This is a genomic window from Trinickia sp. (assembly GCF_051953405.1).
Lineage (GTDB): Bacteria > Pseudomonadota > Gammaproteobacteria > Burkholderiales > Burkholderiaceae > Trinickia.
Genome location: NZ_JBQCIV010000069.1, coordinates 88,636 through 107,315 on the forward strand (window position 1 = coordinate 88,636; position 18,680 = coordinate 107,315).

The 18,680-nt window shown below is 62.5% G+C and carries 13 protein-coding genes and 1 tRNA gene; 7 read left to right on the plus strand and 7 right to left on the minus strand.

The window, feature by feature from the left end; translation table 11 throughout:
• Positions 1-91: 91 nt before the first annotated feature.
• The 6 genes from ACTHN9_RS11335 to ACTHN9_RS11360 form a co-directional block, all read right to left on the minus strand.
• A complete protein-coding gene (locus tag ACTHN9_RS11335; protein ID WP_440536851.1) occupies positions 92-1,126 on the minus strand; it encodes an ATP-grasp fold amidoligase family protein in 1,035 nt (344 codons plus the stop codon).
• A gap of 44 nt (positions 1,127-1,170) precedes the next feature.
• The gene (locus ACTHN9_RS11340) at positions 1,171-2,655 is read right to left on the minus strand and encodes a hypothetical protein (protein WP_440536852.1); all 1,485 of its coding nucleotides are present in this window, start codon (positions 2,653-2,655) and stop codon (positions 1,171-1,173) included.
• Positions 2,656-2,685: 30 nt separating this feature from the next.
• Positions 2,686-3,816 (minus strand): glycosyltransferase family 4 protein, encoded by a 1,131-nt coding sequence (locus ACTHN9_RS11345; RefSeq protein WP_440536853.1) that lies wholly within the window; start codon positions 3,814-3,816, stop codon positions 2,686-2,688.
• A 37-nt stretch (positions 3,817-3,853) separates the two neighbouring features.
• On the minus strand, positions 3,854-6,208 hold the full coding sequence (locus ACTHN9_RS11350) for a polysaccharide biosynthesis tyrosine autokinase (RefSeq protein ID WP_440536854.1): 2,355 nt from the start codon (positions 6,206-6,208) through the stop codon (positions 3,854-3,856).
• A 46-nt stretch (positions 6,209-6,254) separates the two neighbouring features.
• Complete coding sequence (locus ACTHN9_RS11355) at positions 6,255-6,425, minus strand: hypothetical protein (RefSeq protein ID WP_440536855.1); 171 nt, start codon at positions 6,423-6,425, stop codon at positions 6,255-6,257.
• Between the two features lie 89 nt (positions 6,426-6,514).
• Positions 6,515-8,050 (minus strand): mannose-1-phosphate guanylyltransferase/mannose-6-phosphate isomerase, encoded by a 1,536-nt coding sequence (locus ACTHN9_RS11360; protein ID WP_440536856.1) that lies wholly within the window; start codon positions 8,048-8,050, stop codon positions 6,515-6,517.
• A gap of 530 nt (positions 8,051-8,580) precedes the next feature.
• Between ACTHN9_RS11360 and ACTHN9_RS11365 the strand changes: the two genes are divergently transcribed.
• The 4 genes from ACTHN9_RS11365 to ACTHN9_RS11380 are packed head-to-tail and all read left to right on the plus strand — an operon-like array spanning position 8,581 to position 13,509.
• Positions 8,581-9,540: a helix-turn-helix domain-containing protein gene (locus ACTHN9_RS11365; RefSeq protein ID WP_440536857.1), complete on the plus strand. Its 960-nt coding sequence runs from the start codon at positions 8,581-8,583 to the stop codon at positions 9,538-9,540.
• A gap of 44 nt (positions 9,541-9,584) precedes the next feature.
• Positions 9,585-10,967 (plus strand): undecaprenyl-phosphate glucose phosphotransferase, encoded by a 1,383-nt coding sequence (locus tag ACTHN9_RS11370; protein WP_440536858.1) that lies wholly within the window; start codon positions 9,585-9,587, stop codon positions 10,965-10,967.
• A 17-nt stretch (positions 10,968-10,984) separates the two neighbouring features.
• The gene (locus ACTHN9_RS11375; RefSeq protein WP_440536859.1) at positions 10,985-12,160 is read left to right on the plus strand and encodes a polysaccharide biosynthesis/export family protein; all 1,176 of its coding nucleotides are present in this window, start codon (positions 10,985-10,987) and stop codon (positions 12,158-12,160) included.
• Between the two features lie 17 nt (positions 12,161-12,177).
• Positions 12,178-13,509 carry an O-antigen ligase family protein gene (locus ACTHN9_RS11380; RefSeq protein ID WP_440536860.1) on the plus strand — a complete coding sequence of 444 codons (1,332 nt, stop codon included), beginning with the start codon at positions 12,178-12,180 and terminating at the stop codon, positions 13,507-13,509.
• Positions 13,510-13,620: 111 nt separating this feature from the next.
• On the opposite strand, the gene ACTHN9_RS11385 is transcribed toward ACTHN9_RS11380, so the two are convergent.
• Positions 13,621-15,189 carry a hypothetical protein gene (locus ACTHN9_RS11385; RefSeq protein ID WP_440536861.1) on the minus strand — a complete coding sequence of 523 codons (1,569 nt, stop codon included), beginning with the start codon at positions 15,187-15,189 and terminating at the stop codon, positions 13,621-13,623.
• A gap of 689 nt (positions 15,190-15,878) precedes the next feature.
• Between ACTHN9_RS11385 and ACTHN9_RS11390 the strand changes: the two genes are divergently transcribed.
• The 3 genes from ACTHN9_RS11390 (at position 15,879) to ACTHN9_RS11400 (ending at position 18,419) form a co-directional block, all read left to right on the plus strand.
• Entirely contained in the window at positions 15,879-16,412 is a 534-nt protein-coding gene (locus ACTHN9_RS11390) for an acyltransferase (protein WP_440536862.1), read from the plus strand.
• Between the two features lie 61 nt (positions 16,413-16,473).
• Positions 16,474-18,231 carry a ShlB/FhaC/HecB family hemolysin secretion/activation protein gene (locus tag ACTHN9_RS11395; RefSeq protein WP_440536863.1) on the plus strand — a complete coding sequence of 586 codons (1,758 nt, stop codon included), beginning with the start codon at positions 16,474-16,476 and terminating at the stop codon, positions 18,229-18,231.
• A gap of 101 nt (positions 18,232-18,332) precedes the next feature.
• Positions 18,333-18,419: transfer RNA gene (locus ACTHN9_RS11400), tRNA-Leu, on the plus strand.
• Positions 18,420-18,680 lie beyond the last annotated feature (261 nt).

Consider the following 18,680-nt stretch of genomic DNA (forward strand, 5'->3'; position numbering starts at 1 on the left):
AGGGGGGTAGAACAAAGCGGGCTAAAAAGCCCGAACTCTTGACCGATTAGGCGGGACGGCGCCATGCATTCGCCACGCATTCGCCGCGCTCTTACGCGCAACCGGCCTGCCGCATCCGCTCGAAGCCCTCCATCGACTCCTTGAGCATGCGCCCCCAGTACTGCTCGTGAGTTCCGGGCGTAAAGCGCATCCGTCCGCCGCCCGGCGTGAACGTCAACTCGCCGAAATACACTTGGTTGCCCGTCGAATAGAGATCCACTCGCACGTAGGCGAAGTCCTCGGCAAGGCGCTTTGCGATACGCTCGATCTCCACCCAATTCGCGGGTCGCGGCACGGGTGCGTCGCTGGGCCGATAGTGGCCGAACGTCACGCCCATCCGGCGCCAATGCTCGTCGTAAAGATCGCCGCGCACATCGCCGAAGCGATCCGCGACCACCATCGTCTGGATGCATGGGCCTTGCGGGCGACCGCCGAACACATGCAGTTTCAAGTCCGACGGAATCTTGCCCGTCTCGTCGAGCAGCAATTGTTCGAAATAGATCTTTGGCTCGATCACATGGTAGTGCCGCTCGCCCGAGAGACGGTGGTAGTCGGTCGCCAGCCATTTCGCGGCGAGTTCGCTTAACGCTTCCAACGACGTGGTCGATTTGTCGTGCACCACCTTGACGAACGCGCACCCATGATTGGCCTTCATCACGAACGATGTCGGCAAGGCATCGAACACCTCTCGCGTCAGCCGCTCGGGCACGCAGATCAGCGGAATCAAGTGCTCCTCGCCGATCTTCTCCCTCACGTACTCGCGCACCGCGAGCTTGTCGGTCAACGCCGCCCAGCGCATATCCGGCTGCAAGCAGCGGAGCAAGATCGCCTCGCTGTATTCCGTCGGATGGCGCAGATTCGGCCAATGCCCGATCTCCCGCCGAAATTGAATCCTGACCATCGCGTAATCGGGCAAGAACCGCTTTGCCGCGCGCCAACTGGCCCGAGCCACTCGATGCCACGTCTTCTCGGGCGGGTGGGCGCCGACGGCGCTTCCTCCATGCGGCGTCGCCCCGATTTCGGTGGCCGCATGGGCGGCCTCGATACGATCGGCATACGCGTTCACGCGCACTTCGCCTTCGCTCACATCAGTCTCCTTAGTACAACGAGCGAACCCACCGGGATTCGCCGTCATGCGCGCGGCGATACGGTCAGGTAGGCCAAATGCATCGGTGCCTGCCCTTTTCGTCCGTTCGCCGCATCTGGAATATGAAAGTCGACCGACAACCGATCGCCATCGGCGCGCACCGAGAGCGCCGAAGTATCGGCTGGCTCGCCTGTCAACGCATCGATCATGCCTATATCGAAACGATCCGCCCCACCCGCACCCAACCCGGCCACGGCGACGCGCCTCGGCCCCGGGCTGGCCCGCACTTGGAGGACGAGATTCGCCCCCGAACGCAAGGCAAGCCCTGTTGCGCCTTCACCGAAAACGATCCGCCCGGCGAAGGGCGCGAGCGCCGCGCCCGCGGCTTGCTTCAACACGACGAGCGAGCGCCCCGACACGTTATAGGTGCGGGGATTGCCTCGATGCGTGAGGCGGTACGGCTCGAAGCCGTCCCAGTGATAAACCATCGACACATACTGATTCGGATCGTGCCAATCGTGGTCGAGCGCCCACACCGCGAATTTGAAAAAATACATCGGCAGGTAATGCGGATCTTCCATGTACCGATCGCCGATTTCCGTCTGCCACACACCGCGCGCCGAACCGCCCGCCACATAGCGCTCGTAGAGCGGCGTCAGCGCGTCCACGCCGAGGTAGTGAGTGTCGAGATAGTCGACCCAATCGAGCATCCGCGCACCGGCCACCGGGCTGCGATATTCGAGCCAGCGCATATACGTGTCGAGCCCGCCCTGATCGGGCCAGCCGCCGTACACGACATACCCGCCGTATTTGCGCACGATGCGCGCCGCCGGAATGTGCACGCGCTCGACGTAGTCCTGCATGGCCCGGTCGTACGGCGTCGACTGCGCGTGGCGCGCGCCGCCGTTGCCGTCGTTGCGGTCGTTACCGTCGTTGCGGTCGTTGCCGCCGTGCCAGAAGGTCGCCTGCGCCGCGCCGCCGGACAAGCGCCCGGCCGCCTCGTTCCAGATCTGAAAATGGCGCACGTTATAAGGCGGCGCGATGTAAGTTTTAACGACCGTCTCGACATAGCGCGTCCACACGCCCACGTCCTTCGGCGCCGAGCGGCTGTCGCCAGGCACGCTCGCATTCCATTTCGGCGTATAGCCGAGCAACAGCAGCGAATGGATCCCGTTACGTTCGTTCTGCAAGATCAACGGCGGCAGATCGTGGTCGAACGCGGCGCCGGTCTTGTCGACCTGCACGGCATCGTCGGGCGACTGGCGCTGGCCCGGCCCCACCGAATCGCGCCCCCAGCTGATCCCCATCTCCTTCCACATGGCGATGTCGGCCGCCGTCACGGGCCAGCCGTTCGCGCCGATCAATTGCGTGATGAAGCGTTCGCCGGATGCGGACCCGAGTGCGGATACGCGAGCGCGGCGCATCGACGCCGCAGCCGAAGCACCCACGCTCGAAGCGGCACCGGCAGCCGCCAACGCGGCCAACAAGGCGCGCCGACGAGACGAAAAATCGGACCGCTTCGTCGTCATCCAAAACGCCCCGGCTGGCGCCCGCCCGTGTTAGGCAGGCGAGCGAATCGCCACCGCCGATCCCGCTTCATAGGTTTCCCCCTTCAGAATCTTCATCAATTCGCTCGCCGACTGCTCCCAGCCGTGCGCATGCGCATGCATCGAGCCCGCCGCTCGATAACGCGCGCGCAGCGCATCGTCGGTCAGCATGCGTTCGATCTTTTGCGCGATGTCCTCGACCGATTCGGCGTCGCAGTACATCGCCGCGTCGCCGCAGGCTTCCACCAAAGCCGCATGCTTCGACACGATCGCGGGGCACCCACAAAACATCGCTTCCAGCGGCGGCAATCCGAACCCTTCATACAAGGAAGGAAACGCGAGGCAAGCCGCGTGTTCGTATAGCGCCTTGAGTTCGCCGTCCGATACGTACCCTGCCCGGACGATCTGCGCATTCGCGCGCGCGTTCGGGCCGGGCGAACTGTTCGGTGTGCCCGAGTGGGCAAAGACACGCGAATTCGCCCCGCCCACCACGACGAACTTCACGTCGCGCAGATGCGCAAGCCGTTCGAGCGCCGCCAGCACGCGCGCGAGATTCTTGCGCGGATCGAGACTGCCCACGATCACGCAATACTTGACCCCCACGAGCCCCAGGCGCTCGACCACGGCCGGCTCCGACACGATGCGGGCGAAATGATCGGCAGCGGGGCGCACCACGCGCACGCGCGCTTCGTCCACTTCGAGCTGCGCACAGATACGCGCTTTCGAAAACGCCGACACCGTGAGCAGGAACGACGCGTTGCGCACCAGCATCGCGAATTTGATCCGATACCACGTGCGAAACAGCCAGGAAAACGTATGAGGCGTGTCGTAGACGGCCATGTCGTGAACCATCACGACATGGCGCCGCTTGAAGACCGGCCCGCTGTTGCACAGGCTGAGCAGCATCTCGCCGCGTGTCGCCAGCGGCAGGCAAAGCTGCTCCCAGAGATCGCCCTTGAGCCAGGGGACGCGCCGCAGTCGATCGATCGGCGAGGCCGAGTCGATCGCATTGGGCGGTACCGCCACTTCGATTTCGTCCGCCGCGGGCTCGCCGGCGCGCACGGCGCGCATCAGTTCGTAAGCCACGCGCTGCACCCCGGTCAAGCGCTGCGCGGTGAACTTGCCATTGACCACCAGATGCATAGTTCTCCTAAATAGAATGCAGCTCGGTCAAAGCACGTTACGCCGTCGCGTCGAACATCGGCTCCGTGTCGTCGCCCGAACCGTAGTAGCCGTAATAGCGGTGACTCCGAGTAGGCGGAATCGCGTTGAACACGGCCCCCGCCACCCGGGCCTCGGAGCGTTCCAGCTTCCTGACCGTCTCGGCGATTTCCTCCTCGCTTTGCATGCCGGAGCGCAGCACCAGCACCGTCGCGCCGGCATCGCCCGCGATAATCGCCGCATCGGTGACAACGAGGAACGGCGGCGTATCGACGATCACGAGATCGTATTCGTGCGAGAACTGCTGCAACATCTCGCGGAAGTTATGACGCATCAAGAGCGCCGCCGGATTCGTGATACGGCTGCCGCACGACATGAGCGTGAGCCCTTCCACGCCCGTACGGCGCAGCACGTCGTGCGGCCGCATCGCGCCCTTGAGCACCTCCGATAGGCCGCCCCGATTCGGCTGACCGAAGTAGTACGCCAGATGGCCGTTGCGCATATCGGCGTCGATCAGCAAAACGCGCGCGCCAACTTCCGCATGCAGCACCGCCATGTTCGCGGCGACGAAGCTCTTTCCGGCCGCGGGCGTCGGCCCCGCCATCATGACGATGTTGTTCGGCGCGTGCGCCAAATCGAGCGAGAGTGCCGTGCGCACGCTGCGCAACGCCTCGATCGTCGGGTCGTCGGGATAGCGATCGGCGAGCACCTTCGATACGCCGGCGCCCGGCGCCGCGATGCGCCCATCCGTCGGCTCCTGGCGAGGTTCGTTGCGATCGGGCAAGCGTATCGGCGGCGCGTTTTTCGACGCCGACGTACTCCGCGACGCGAGCGAACGACGCTGCAGCGCCCCCACCTCTTGATCCAATCTCACCTGCTGCTGGCTATAAAACACCTCGCCCATCAACGGCACGCCGAGGCGCGCTTCGACAAACAGCGGATCCGTGACGCCTGTCATGACGTGACGGCGCACGAACACCGACATCGTGCCGAGCAACAAACCGAGCACCGCGCCGCCCGGCAAGATCAGCAGCGGCTCGGGCTTGACGGGTTTGAACGGCACCTCGGCTTCGTCGACGATGTGGGCCCCGCCCGTCGTACTGGCGCGGCGCACGGACAATTCTTCCGCCTTTTGCGTCATGCCGAGGTAGACCTGCTCGGCCACCTTCGCATTACGCGCAAGGTCCGCGTTCTTGCGTTCGGACGCCGGCATCGCGGTGAAGCGCGAATTGAATTGAGCCTTTTGCGCCTGCAGTTGGCTCAACTGCTGATCGATATTGCGCACCCAACGGCTGTCGGGCGTGTATTTGTCGAGCAGTTGGGTCCGCTGAATCTGCAGGTCGGCGATACGACGATCGAAGTCGATGCCGCCTTGCAAATAGGCCTGCGCCTCGGTGGTCGGCTGCATCGACTGCGCCGTCGTCTGATACGAGGCCTGCGCCTGCTCGGCCTGTTCGAGTTCGGCGTGCAGCCGCGGCAGCTCGTGATTGATGAAGGCCAGCGTCGCCGTATCGTTGCGCTGCTTCGCCGCGACAGCCGTCGTCATGTACTGCTGCGAGATCGCGTTGGCCACCTCGGCCGCCATGGCCGGATGCGAATCCGTATAGGCGATCTGCACGAGGCCCGTGTCCTTGACCTTGTCGCTCACCTTCAGATCGTTGCTGAAGCGTTTGATCGCATCGAGCATCGCCCAGTGCTTCACGCCGAATTCGGTGCCGGGCCGTGCAACGAGCTGCGTGACGAGCATGGACACCCCGTTGCTCGAATGCGCGAGTTCGCCCACCTTCCCGGTCAGAATCGCGCCGCCCGGGCCGCGCAATTCGTACCGCCCGCCGTCGAGGGCCGTCAGCGTGAGATCGCGCTCCTCTAGCGAATGCGGCACATCGAGCTGGCCGATGTGAATTTGCTCGCCGCCCCAGGCGTACGACGACATGCCGAACCAAGCGCGGGACGGCTGCCCCGGCGTGGCGAAACGGCGCATGAGATTACCGACGATCGGCAGCGTCTTCGGCGTGATCGTTACGTCGAACCGATACTTGTCGATGATCGGTTCGAGCACGGACCGGCTTTGCATCACCGCCATCTCCGCCGACGGCGAAGGGGCCGGCGGCGCGTACTGCTGCCCCTGCTGGCCATTGAGCGTCGACAGGCCGAGCGCATTCGGTTCGGGTTGGTCCACGCGCACGAGCACATCGGCTTCATACACGGGCGTGGCAAGAAACACGTAGGCAAGCGCGAGCGCGGTAACGAACAACGTTACGCCCAGCACCTCCACGATGTGGTCGCGCAGCAGCCTGAACATGTCGCGTGCCGACAGTTGGCTGCGTTCGCCGCTCGTCTGCACGTAAAGGGAGTTTAAAGCCAAATCATTCACTGGCGTCGTCCTCGAAAATGTAGCGTTGTCAGGATCGCGTCCGCCCTTATTGCGCTTTTTGTTGCGTGCCGCCTGGCTGGTCGCGCAGCGCGTCTTCCAGCATTTCGAGCACGAGCTTCAGATCGGAAACGAGGATGGCGCAAGACTTCAGCCCCAGCACCTCGGCCGTCGCGATCGAATTTCGGACATGCTCCAACGCAGTGTCGTATACGTTCATGGATCGAGTTCAAAAACGGTTGCCATGCATCTTCCGCCGGCAAACGCGCCGCAGCCGCGAGCAGGACTTCGGCCCGCGGCCGCGCACTGCTAGTTCGCGCGTCCGTAGACATCCTCGAAGCGGACGATATCGTCCTCCCCCAGGTAAGCGCCCGATTGGACCTCGATGAGTTCGAGGGGCACCTTCCCAGGATTTTCGAGCCGGTGCTTGACACCGAGCGGAATGTACGTGGATTGATTTTCTCCGAGCAGGAACTGCTCCTCGCCGCGCGTGACCAGCGCTGTACCGCGAACGACGATCCAATGCTCGGCGCGATGATGGTGCAATTGCAGCGACAGTTGCGCGCCTGCTTCGACGACGATGTGCTTGACCTGGAAGCGCTCGCCTTTGTCGATCGAGTCGTAGCATCCCCAGGGCCGCTGCACCTTTCGATGCGCGTCGACCTCCGGGCCTTGCTGTTCCGCGATCCGTCCGACGATACGCTTGACGTCCTGCACGCGCGAGCGATCGACGACGAGCACCGCATCCGCCGTTTCCACCACCACCACGTCGGACACGCCCACGCACGTCACGAGCCGGCTCTCGGCGCGCACGTAGCTATCGGTCGTGTCTTCCATCAAGACCCGGCCCGATGCGACGTTGCCGTGTTCGTCCTTACCCAGCACGTCCCATACCGAATCCCACGAGCCGAGATCGGACCACTCGGCCTCGAGCGGCACGACAATGCCTTCGACGTCGCCGCCGCGCACGAGGTTTTCCATGACGGCATAGTCGATCGAATCGGACGGCACGCTCGCGAAAAGTTCTTCGTTCGGCTTGTAGCCCGCTGCGCTATCCTCTCCCGCTTCGTATGCCGCCGAGCATGCCGAGTAGGTCTCGGGTTGCATCTGCTGCAAGGTCGAGAGCCAGACACTCGCACGCAGCACGAAGATGCCGCTGTTCCAGAAATGCTTGCCCGATGCGAGGTAAGAACGCGCAACTTCGATCGGAGGTTTCTCGACGAAGCGGGCAATCTTTCGCGCGGAGCCGTCGACGTCGTCGCCGGGCTCGATGTAACCGTAGCCCGTCTCGGCGCGCGTCGGGCGAATGCCGAGCGTGACGATCGCACCGCGCTCGGCGTGACGCGTAGCGGCCGCCACTGCACGCTGAAACGCCGCCACGTCGCCGATCAAATGATCGGCCGGCATCACGACGAGCACGGCGTCGCCGCCGTCCTCGAGCGCATGGAGCGCCGCCAGCGATAGCGCCGGCGCCGTATTGCGCCCGCTGGGCTCGATGATGAAGCGCGCCCGGGTGCCGAGCTGTTCCAACTGCTGCGCGCTGACGGCGCGGTGTTCGGCGCCGCATACGATGATCGGCGATTCGTCGAGCGCAAGCTCGACATCGGCCAGCTTGCGCAGTCGCCGGACCGTCATTTGCAACAGCGATCCCGCGCCGAGCACATCGACTAGCTGCTTCGGAAAGTGTTTGCGCGAGAGCGGCCATAACCGTGTACCCGAGCCGCCCGCGAGCACGACGGCTCGCGTACGGAGCGCGGTTTGCGCGGCCAGCGTATGCGGGGCACGCAACTGCGTGGCCGCACCGGTCGTACGTGGCCTCTCCCTCGTTTCAACAGGAGTACTCATCTGCTTGTTCTCCTAGTGTGTGCGAAAGCATGAAGCGAGCGGTAGACGTTGCGCAAACGATCACGCCCCTAGCCGCATCGGCTCATGTTGCTGTGAAGCATAGCCAGACAACCTAGTGCGCAATCCCGATGGTCGCAAAATCCCGAGGTGTTGGCGGATTTAGTTGAAGCAGGACAAACATTACGAATGCCCAAACGCTTAACATCGGTAAATGGCAGACCCGTGCAATTATGCGAATCGCCAATCTTTCCGATTAATCCGCCAACTTTTTACCGACCGAGGCCCTACAAGGCTGACAGACCCGACCCCAGCGGCCCAAAGGGGGTGCATGAAAAAAAGCGGAGTTTGTAAAAAACTATAACAAAAATATAAAAAATACTTCAGCGAATAACTTTTCGAGAGGCGACCTCTGGCGCCAAATACACGTCGATTTCGGCCAGCTTTTTCTACAAAAATCGACATGGCATCATGATGATTACGATGATGCACCGCAACACCCTATGTGTGTTCACCATGCGGAGGAAAGCTTCGTGGATCGCGCCACAGTACTCACTTCACCGCACGTCATGCGCCGAGAGATGACCTCGCTCGCAGACGCGCGCCATATCGGGATCCTCATCTTCGACGGTCACTGCCTTTTTACGACGGGCGTGATCAGCGAAGTCTTTCAACTGGCCAACGCACTCATGCGCTTTTCGAGCGATCAGCCCCCCTACCGGGTGTCGCTGCTCTCCAAGCTCGGCGGCCCCGTCACGAGTTCATCGTCGATCGCCGTGATGACGCAGCGGCTCGACGCGTACTCGGTCGGCGATTTCCACGCGTTATACGTCGCGAGCAACGACGTGCGTGTGACATCGGGCTTCGACGTGCAACTCGCGCGCTGGCTGTCCGGGGCCAATCACGCCGCCCATGCGGCCGGTGGCCACCATGCATCGGCATTCGGCGTGGATATCGGCGAGCGCGTGCGTCCGAGCGTGCCCGTCTTCTGGATCGGTTCCGGTTCGATGCCGGCCTGGGCGCTCAATCAAAAAGCGGCGCAAATGGCGCTGACGCAAATCGCGTCCGATCACGGCGAGGACATGTCGCTTCGGATCGCAAGCAGCTTGCCCCCATCGGTCGGCGAGGTCGTCAAGACGCGCAGCGAAACGCCGAGCATGAATACCACCGTCGACAAGATTCACGAATCGACGCGCTGGATGCGCGAGAACTTCGGCGGCGACATTTCCGTGTCGGACGCCGCGGCCGTCGCCGCGATGAGCGTGCGCAACTACTTGCGCCGCTTCAAGAGCGAATTCGGCGTGACGCCGCTCGAGTACCTCATGCAACTGAGATTCGAAGCGATCTGCGCAATGCTCGTGGGCACGAAGCTGCCCGTCGACAAAATCGCGCGTCGTTGCGGCATGGGCAACGGCGACCGCCTCGGGCGGCTCTTTCGCAAGCGCTACGGCGTCTCGCCCACTGTCTATCGCAAACATGCGCTGAGTCAGTAGGGCCCGAGGCGACACGTCGCCGATCAACGGTTGGGAGTGATGAAATGCGAGGACTGCAAGACTTATGGGCGCGCGTATTCGATGTCGGCATGATCGTGCTGGGCGCCCTGATCGCATCGCGGCTGCGATTCGAGGACGTTGCCGACGGACGTCTGTACTGGGCCTTCGTGGCCTTCTCGGCCACCTTGTCGCTGCTCGTGTTCCCCACGTTCGGCGTCTACGAATCCTGGCGCGGCCGGTCCAAGCGCGCGCTGATCCGACAAGTCGCCTTCGCATGGGGTGTCGTGCAGGTCGGCGCTATGGCGCTGATGTTTTCGCTGCACATGGTCACGCTCGTCTCGCGCCTGTGGTTCGGCTATTGGACGGTGTTGTCGGCCGTCGCCATGATCGGCGGCCGGCTCTGGATGCACGCGTTGCTGGCACGCATGCGCACGGCGGGCATGAACTTGCATCAAGTCGCAATCGCGGGATGCGGCGGCCATTGCGACGACATCATCCGTAAGATCGAAATTTCGCCGACGACGGGCTTTCGCGCCACGGCCATCTACAACATCAAGCCCGGCGGCGCGCCGCTCGCGCACCCGGAGATTCCCGTCTTCGACGAGCACGAATCGTTCGCCGCGTTCGTGCGCGAGCAGGAGCTGGACGAGGTGTGGCTCGCATTGCCGCTCACCGAGGAAGCGGCGATTCTGAAGCTCGTCAACGAATTCCGTAACGACCTGCTGAACATCCGCTTCATGCCGGACGTGCGCACGCTATCGCTGTTCGAAGGCAGCGTCACCAATTTGTTGGGACTGCCGACGATCAATCTAATCGCCTCGCCCGTGCCGCCGAGCGCGCTGATCAAGAAGGATCTGTTCGACCGATTGTTCGCGGCCGCCGCGCTGCTGGCGCTCGCGCCGGTCATGATCGCGATCGCCATCGCCGTCAAACTCAGTTCGCCCGGACCCGTGTTCTTCAAGCAGCGCCGCAAGGGCGTGGACGGGCGTGTCTTCACGATCTACAAATTCCGTTCGATGCGCGTGCACCAGCAAAAGGCAGGCGTGGTCGAACAGGCCAAGCGAGGCGATCCGCGCGTGACGCGCGTGGGCGCATTCCTTCGTCGCACGAGCCTAGATGAGCTGCCGCAGTTCATCAACGTGCTGCGCGGCGAGATGTCGGTGGTCGGGCCTCGTCCGCATGCGATCGAGCACGACAACCTTTATCAGCCGATCGTTCAGGGCTACATCCATCGATACCGCATCAAACCGGGCATCACGGGCTGGGCGCAAGTGAATGGCTTCCGGGGTGAAACGGAGCGAGTGGAGAAGATGGAGCAGCGCGTTGCCCACGATCTCTATTACCTGCGCAACTGGTCGTTCCGGCTCGACATGCGGATCATCCTCGCGACGATCTTCAAGGGCCTACGCCACACGAACGCTTATTGATGCATGGAGTGACTACAATGAAAAAGACATTACAACAGCTTGCCCCGATAAGTAGTACGACGCGCGCGCGCGCCGCGAAGACACGTGCGGCGGCGCTCGCCGTACTCTCTACGCTGCTCGCCGCATGCTCGGTGGTGCCGGGACAGCATATGGAGACGCCCCCTTCTCTGCCCGTTTCCGCCACGCCCGATGGGGCGGTGCAGCAGGCCGAGCAGATCCCGATTCAGGCCATCGATCTGAATCTGATCAACCAAATGCGCTCGGGCGCGAGCCAGATGCAGCAGGCGAAAAACCTCGACCTGTTCTCCAAGCCCGCCCCGTATAAGCTCGGCCCTGGCGACGTGCTGCAGATCACCGTTTGGGATCACCCCGAACTCGCAGCCGCGCTCGGTCAACAGGTGCAAGACAACAAGGCCGCCGATCCGGGCCAAGGCTTCGTGATCGACGATCGAGGCAATCTGAGCTTCCCCTATCTATCGCATCCCATCCACGCGGCCGGGCAAACGATCAGCGACGTCCAGCGCGAAGTTCGCAAAGATCTGAGCCGCGAATTCAAGGAGCCGCAAGTCACGGTTCGCGTCGCGTCGTACCGCTCGGCGCAAGTCTATGTCGACGGCGAAGTTCGCGCACCGGGCGGACAGGCGTTCAACGACATCCCGATGACGCTGACCGAAGCGATCAATCGCGCGGGCGGCTTCACGTCGAACGCGGATCGCGCGCACCTGACGCTTACGCGCAACGGCACGTCCTATCCGATCGATCTGACGCAGTTGATCGCCGCCGGCAAGAATCCGCAAGACATCATGCTCAAGCCGGGCGATATGCTGCGCGTCACCGGACGCGACCAAAACCAAGCCTACGTAATGGGCGAGGTGAACAAGCCGACGGCCGCGACGCCGACCACCGATGGCCAGCTCACGCTCGGCGAAGCACTGAGCCAGGCAGGGTTCATCAATCAGGGCACGGCGAACGCACGGCAGCTCTACGTGATTCGCGAACAGGACGGCAAGCCGCAGGTGTACCACCTGGATTCCGCCTCGCCCGTGTCGATGCTGCTGGCCAATCAGTTCAACCTGCAGCCGAAGGACGTCGTCTACGTCGATAACGGCCCGCTGGTCCGTTTCAACCGCGTGCTGAGCTTGCTGTTGCCTGCGATCAATGCCGGCTTGACAGCGGCGATCGTCACCAAATAAGTCGAGGGCGAGCGAGCGTGGCCTACGTTTCATTGATCGCGCTGATCTTCAGCGTCACGAATTTCGTTCCGATCAGCGCGATCGGCTTCGCGCCGATCCTGCTCTGCGGGTGGCGGTTCTTCGGACGCCGCTATCCCGCCTTCGTGGCGCCGCTCGCGATCTTCGGCGCGTTCGCCGTTCTTTCGACGCTTTACTACAACCCCGCATCGTTCTTGGAGTTCGATTTTTACCGACACGACGGGAATTTTTTTATCTCGTATGCGCCGATCCTGGCGGGCTGCGTGTATGTGCACCGCTGGGATCTGAACAAGGTCTTGCGCCGCTTTTACTATTTTGCGGTGCTGATCAACATCCCCTTCTATCTGTGGTACGTCGCGCAAAACGGCTTGCTGACCATCTTCCGTCATCCGGCGGATACGTTCGGCAGCTATTTCATCGCGCGTAATGCGGCCGGGGGATTCCTTGCCATCTTGCTGTGCCTGGGCATCGCCTGCTACTCGATGAAGCGCAGCCGTTCCCTGCTCGCGCTGATGGCCGCCAATGCGCTGATGTTGTTCTCGACCTACAGCCGGGGATCGATGCTCGGGATCCTCGTGCTGCTGCCGTACGTTGTGTTCGGCCGCAAGCGTTGGATGCTCGCCACGCTGCTCGCGGCGATGGTCGCGGCGTCGCTTGCGATCGCCGCCTATCACACGCACGGCGCGACCGATTACATGGGCTATCAGTTCAGCATCGAGAATGCCGACGAAAAAGTGGCCAACCTCGATATTCGCTACGAGTGGCTATGGCCGCGTGCCCTCGCCTATTTCCGGCAAAGCCCGATCGTCGGCATGGGCTTCGGCTCGTTCGACGATCAGATTGCACTCGTCGTCAATTACTTCGGACTATTCGGGCGGGCCGTCGGCATCACCGCGAACCACACCGATTCGCACGCGCACAATTCGTATCTGAATATCCTCGCCGAACTCGGCGTCGTCGGCTTGATTCTGATGCTGACGTTCTATTGGCGGCTCGTGGCCTGGTGCCGGCAAGGCAGTTGGGCCGCGATGCGCGATGGCGGCCGCAACTTCGTCGCGTTCCGCTTCGTCGAGCTGGCATCGGTTTGCCTGCTGGTGATGTCGGGCACCGAGCATCGCTTGACGACCCCGTCGAATATGCTGCCTATCGCGCTCGTCATCTCGCTGCTGCTGGCATCGCGCGCACGCGTCGCGTACCCCGCGTTCATGCGGCGGCCGGTGGTGCCCAGCGCACCGCCGAGGGCGCCGCGTGTGCCTTACCCGCCCCCGCCTCGACCGCGCGGTCCGCGCGTGGCGGCCACGCCCACCCCAACGGCCACGGCGGGGCGCTGACGCGACAACCGCTAAAACTTACGCGGCTCCAACGATAAGGCCCGAAGCCTCGACGTCAACCGTCAGGGCTTCGGGCCTTTCGCTCGTTGCGGCTAGGTACCGATCCGGCAATCAGGTGTCCGGATTGCTCGCCACGAACGATTGGAACGAGCCGTACGTCGGCTGAATCGGCGTGAGGTTATCGAGCACGATCCCGTAGGTGTAGTCGCCGCTCGTCAGCTCGTAATACATGACCGACTGAATACCTTGCGTCTTGCGAGCCGCGTAAAACTCGCCGAGTTGCTGGGTCACGTAGCTCGCACGGGCCGTTTCGTTTTGCTCGGGCGCGAGGTTCCATTCGGTGATCATGAACGGAACGCCGTAACGCGCCTTGCAGTACGACGGCAAGTTGAAGCCGGGGCCCGCGCCGTCCGTGCCGATGTTGAAGATATCGCCGTAGGGCGAGTAGTTATGCCACGTCGTGATGTCCCAGCGCACCGTCGGGTAGCCGCCCGATCCGTCCGGCTGCATCCCGTCCCAGAGCATGTCGGAGGCCGCGATATCGGCCACGCAGAAGTTCACGCCCACCTTGGCGCTCGGCTGCACCGATTTGATCCCGTCGATCATGCCGCGAATCGCGCCGCGCAGGATCGGCCAATTCGCATTGTTGAAGTCGGCGTTGCTCGTGCCGGCCGTCGCCGAATTGAGAATGATCGCCGGATCGCGCGAGAGTTCGTTGCCGCATTCGTACATCGTCACGCCATACGGCGCCAAAGCCGTAGCGATCGCGGCCGCACCGGAATGCGAGGCGTTATAGGCGGCCGATTCGCTCGTATAGAGCGCGCCGGTGGAATCGCGCAGGCCGTAATCGAGGAGCGTGAAGAGCGTCATGTTCGCCGTCTGGAAGGCCCGCGCCAAACCGACGAGCGCATTCACTTGCGACGACGTATTGACGCAGCCCACGCGATAGGTCGTGCAACCGAGCGCTTGCAGCGCGGCCACGACTTGCGTCGGCGTGAACGGGTAATCGTAGTGGCCGTTGATGCCGTAAAACGAACCGGCCGTCGCCGCCATGTTGATGCGCGGATCGCGGCAAGGCTTCCAGGTGTTCATCCACGTCTTGACGTAGAACTGGCCGCCCGTTCCCGCTTGGTAGATCATGCCGCCGTACCAGAGCAGCAAGCTCACGTTGTACGAATAGGGATCTTTGACCCCGTTCTTGTAGATATACCCGTTCGACAGCGTGTATTGGTTGTTCTGCTTATCGATGATGTACGACGCCGGCGGAATCGCCGTGCCGTCCGCCGAAGTGCCGCCCAGGCGCGGATCCAGACACGCCACCCAGGTCGTGCCCGTGTACTGATAGAACGCCTTGCTCGTGTTTTCTTGATAGACCGAACCGCCGTACCACAACAGCATGATGACGTTGTACGAGTTCGGGTCCTTCACGCCGTTCTTGTAGATGTAGCCGTTCGAGAGGGTCCAAACGTTTGCGCCGTTGTCCACGATCGAGGCGGCCGAGGGCACGGTGGTCCCGTTCGGCGAGGCCGTCGACGTGGCTGTGGTACTGGCGTTGGCCACCGCATTCGTGCCACCCGCGCTCGACGCGCTGCCCGGGCTTGCTCCGCCGCCGCCACAGGCGACCAGAACGTAGCTGCTTGCCGCTGCCGTCAGGCAGCCGAGAAATTGACGTCGTTTCATCTTGCGGGTCTCTCTACGCGTACAATCAAAAAATGATCAGGATTCCTAACTAAATTCGACACTTTCGGGCTATTACCCGAGCGCCGCTTCGAGGCCAAGCGCACGACTCGTCGAGCCCTCTTCGAAGCGAAGCTTCTCGATCGGAACAACTCGGCTGCTACTCGTTGACGCGCAGTATGGGCGAACGCCCCTGCTGGCGAAATCAGCGTAGGAGGAACATCGCGTAGGTCGTCTGCGAAAAATGTAGGATTCTTCCGACAATCCGCGCGTCGAAGACGCCGAACGGTCAGATTTGCCGAAGTGTGTATTTTCGTATTATTTTGTTACGGCTTGGCGACGCGTTATTACCGATACCACATAGGTGGATCCCCTAGTTTTCGAAAATTGTTTGTAGGAATTTCCGAAATCGTTTCGACGCTTTTCATCGATGCGAACTGGGTAAATAAAAAAGACGCCGACCCTATATATGACGTCGTATTGTCGGTCGAATGACGATTTCAGTCGCTTCGCGCCGAAACGCCGATAGCGTCAACAGCCGACGGCTTCAACGGGCGTGGCATGGCGGCGATGCTCGATACGCCGAGATTTGCGCCAAAATTCCCGCTCAATGCGCCAGTTAAGGGACCGAACGAGCGGGGCGCGGTAGGCTTATTCGTTGTGGCGCGACGCGCTCGTACGCAGGCAGCACAATGAAGCTATTGACGGCATTCAAACGACACTTGTTCATGAGCCTCGGCAATGCCATGCCGATTTACGGCCCTTTTAATCGCATCCGCCCTGCGTTCTATCGCCGGGCGGGGATGGCGATCGGGCAAGGCGTCACGATCATCGGCCCGTTGTGCGTCGAGTTGAGCTTGAACGAAGAGACGATTCGCGGCATTTCGATCGGCGACCGTGCTTACTTGAACGCCGAAACGCGGCTGGCCTGCCGCAACAGCCGGATTTCGATCGGGGCCGACGTCCAGATCGGGCCGCGCGTGTCGTTCGAGACGGCGACGCACGACATCGTCTATGCACCCGACGTCGGGCGCGGGCTCGATCATCAGGCAATTTGCGTGGAAGACAAGGTTTGGATAGGTGCGGGTGCAACGATCTTGCCTGGCGTGACAATTCACGAGGCCGCGGTGGTGGCGGCCGGCGCCGTGGTGACGAAGAGCGTGCCGGCCTATACGCTCGTCGGCGGGGTGCCGGCGCGGAAAATCAAGGATATCGAACGCAGCTAGCGCGCTTAAGCATTCGCGCACGGCACGGGGACAAAAAAGCTATGACGCAGCAAGCCAGCGCATGAGCCGCACCGTCGGCGGCCAGTTCAAATGGACTGCGGCGATTTTGGCCGCGATCAGTGCCACGGCCACGGCGCAATCGTACCGGGACGTGGCGCCCAACCCGCCGCCGGCGCCGAGCCGGCCGACCGCTCCGCCCTCGCCTCCTGGGCCTCAGAGCGACTCGCAACAGGTGGCGGTCCCGGTGCTGCACGGTCTTATCTTCGTGAAAGACGACGGACGCACGGCCGTCCGGTCGCAAACGCTACCGCCGGGCCGAGCTGTGGCGGCGGTCGATCTACCGGTCCTCGACGCGTCGTTTCTGGCCGGATTCGCGAGCGACATCGGCCAACCTTTGACGTTTGCGGGCTTAGCGCGGATACGCCGGGCCGTCATCGAACGGTTTCGCGCCGCGGGCGAGCCGCTCGTCGACGTTTATGTGCCGGAGCAGGATGTCGACGACGGCGTCGTGCGCATTGCCGTCACCGAGTTTCATCTCGGCAAGGTCGCTGCGCGCGGCAATCGCTATTTCTCCGAGGCGCAACTTGTCCGAGAGATGCCGTTGAAGCGCGGCGGGTCAATACGCGAATCGGACGTCTCAGCGGGATTGGCGCTGCTCAATGCGAATCCGTATCGGAGCGTGGATATCGTCTATGCGCCGGGCACGGGACCGAATGCGACGGACGTGATCTTGCAGACGCGCGATCGCCTGCCGCTGCGCGTGAGCGCGGGCTACGACAACAGCGGCGTGGCGCAGCTCGGGCGTGATCGGTTCTTCGCGGGCATCGACTACGGCAACCTGTTCGGACTCGATCAGCAGATCGCCTACCGGTATACAGCCAGCAACGATTTATTCGGCGGCAACCCGGCGCTCGCGGGGCGGCCGGACCGGCCGCGATTCCAGGCGCATTCGTTCAGCTATTCGGCGCCATTGCCATGGTTCGATCGGGTAGAGTTCTTCGGTGTCTATGCCCAGAGCACCCCACGCATGGATAAGGACTTCAATCAAACGGGGGTGTCTTCGCAATTCAGTTTCCGTTACGACCGGCATTTGCCGTTTGTCGACGGCTGGCAGCAACAGGTGCAGTTCGGTTACGACTTCAAGCGATCGAACAACGACTTGGAATTCGGCGGCACGCAGGTCTTCACTGCGAACTCGCACGTTCACCAGTTCGTCGCCGCTTACGACGCCAGCAAGAGCGACGCGCTCGGTCAAACGCATGGCAACGTCGCGTTGTTTGCGAGCCCTGGGCACCTCGACGGCAACAACACCGATACGGCGTTTCAGGACATGCGCAACGGTGCGACCGCGCGCTATACGTACCTCCAGCTTCTCGCCGAGCGCACGTTATCGATTGGCGCGGGCTTCGCATTGTCGGCGCGCGGGCAATTCCAATGGACGCCGAACACGTTGTTGCCTAGCGAGGAAATGGGCCTTGGCGGCGACGACACGTTGCGCGGGTACGAGCCGTACAGCGTGCAGGGCGATCGCGGGTGGAACGTGCAGGCGGAATTGCGCACGCCGGCGTTTGCGTTCTTCGGCGACGACGGGCCGGCGTTTCAGCCGTATGTGTTTCTCGATGCGGGGCACGTTTGGAATAAGTTCGATCAGCCGAGCGAGGTGCAGGCCGGGATGTTATCGAGCGTGGGCGTGGGGGTGCGGTTTCAGTGGTCGCGTTTCGTCAATGCGCGGCTGACTTACGGGCAGCCTTTGCGCGCGGTGGTGCCGGGCGGGTCCAAGGCGCCGATTGCGCAGGTGTCGGTGGTGATCGGGAGTTGAGCGGCGGTGCGGTGCGGGCGAGGGGCGGCGAAATTTTATTGTCGAGATTGTTGACAGCGGCGCCGAAGTGGCTACAATAGCGCCTTCGCTTTCGCAGCGAAGCCCAGGTGGCGGAATTGGTAGACGCACTAGGTTCAGGTCCTAGCGGTGGCAACATCGTGGAGGTTCGAGTCCTCTCCTGGGCACCAAGTATTTAAAAAGGTCAGCTTTGCTGGCCTTTTTTCATTATTCCGCCCAGGAAGTAAGGTGCCTGCGCACCTTACGTGGGGACTCGAAAGGCTGCGCTTGCAAGCGCAGCCGGGGTCGCGCTCGTGTGACCGAGTCCTCTCCTGGGCACCACGTATTTAAAAAAGGTCAGCTTTGCTGGCCTTTTTTCATTATTCCGCCCAGGAAGCAAGGTGCCTGCGCACCTTGCGTGGGGACTCGAAAGGCTGCGCTTGCAAGCGCAG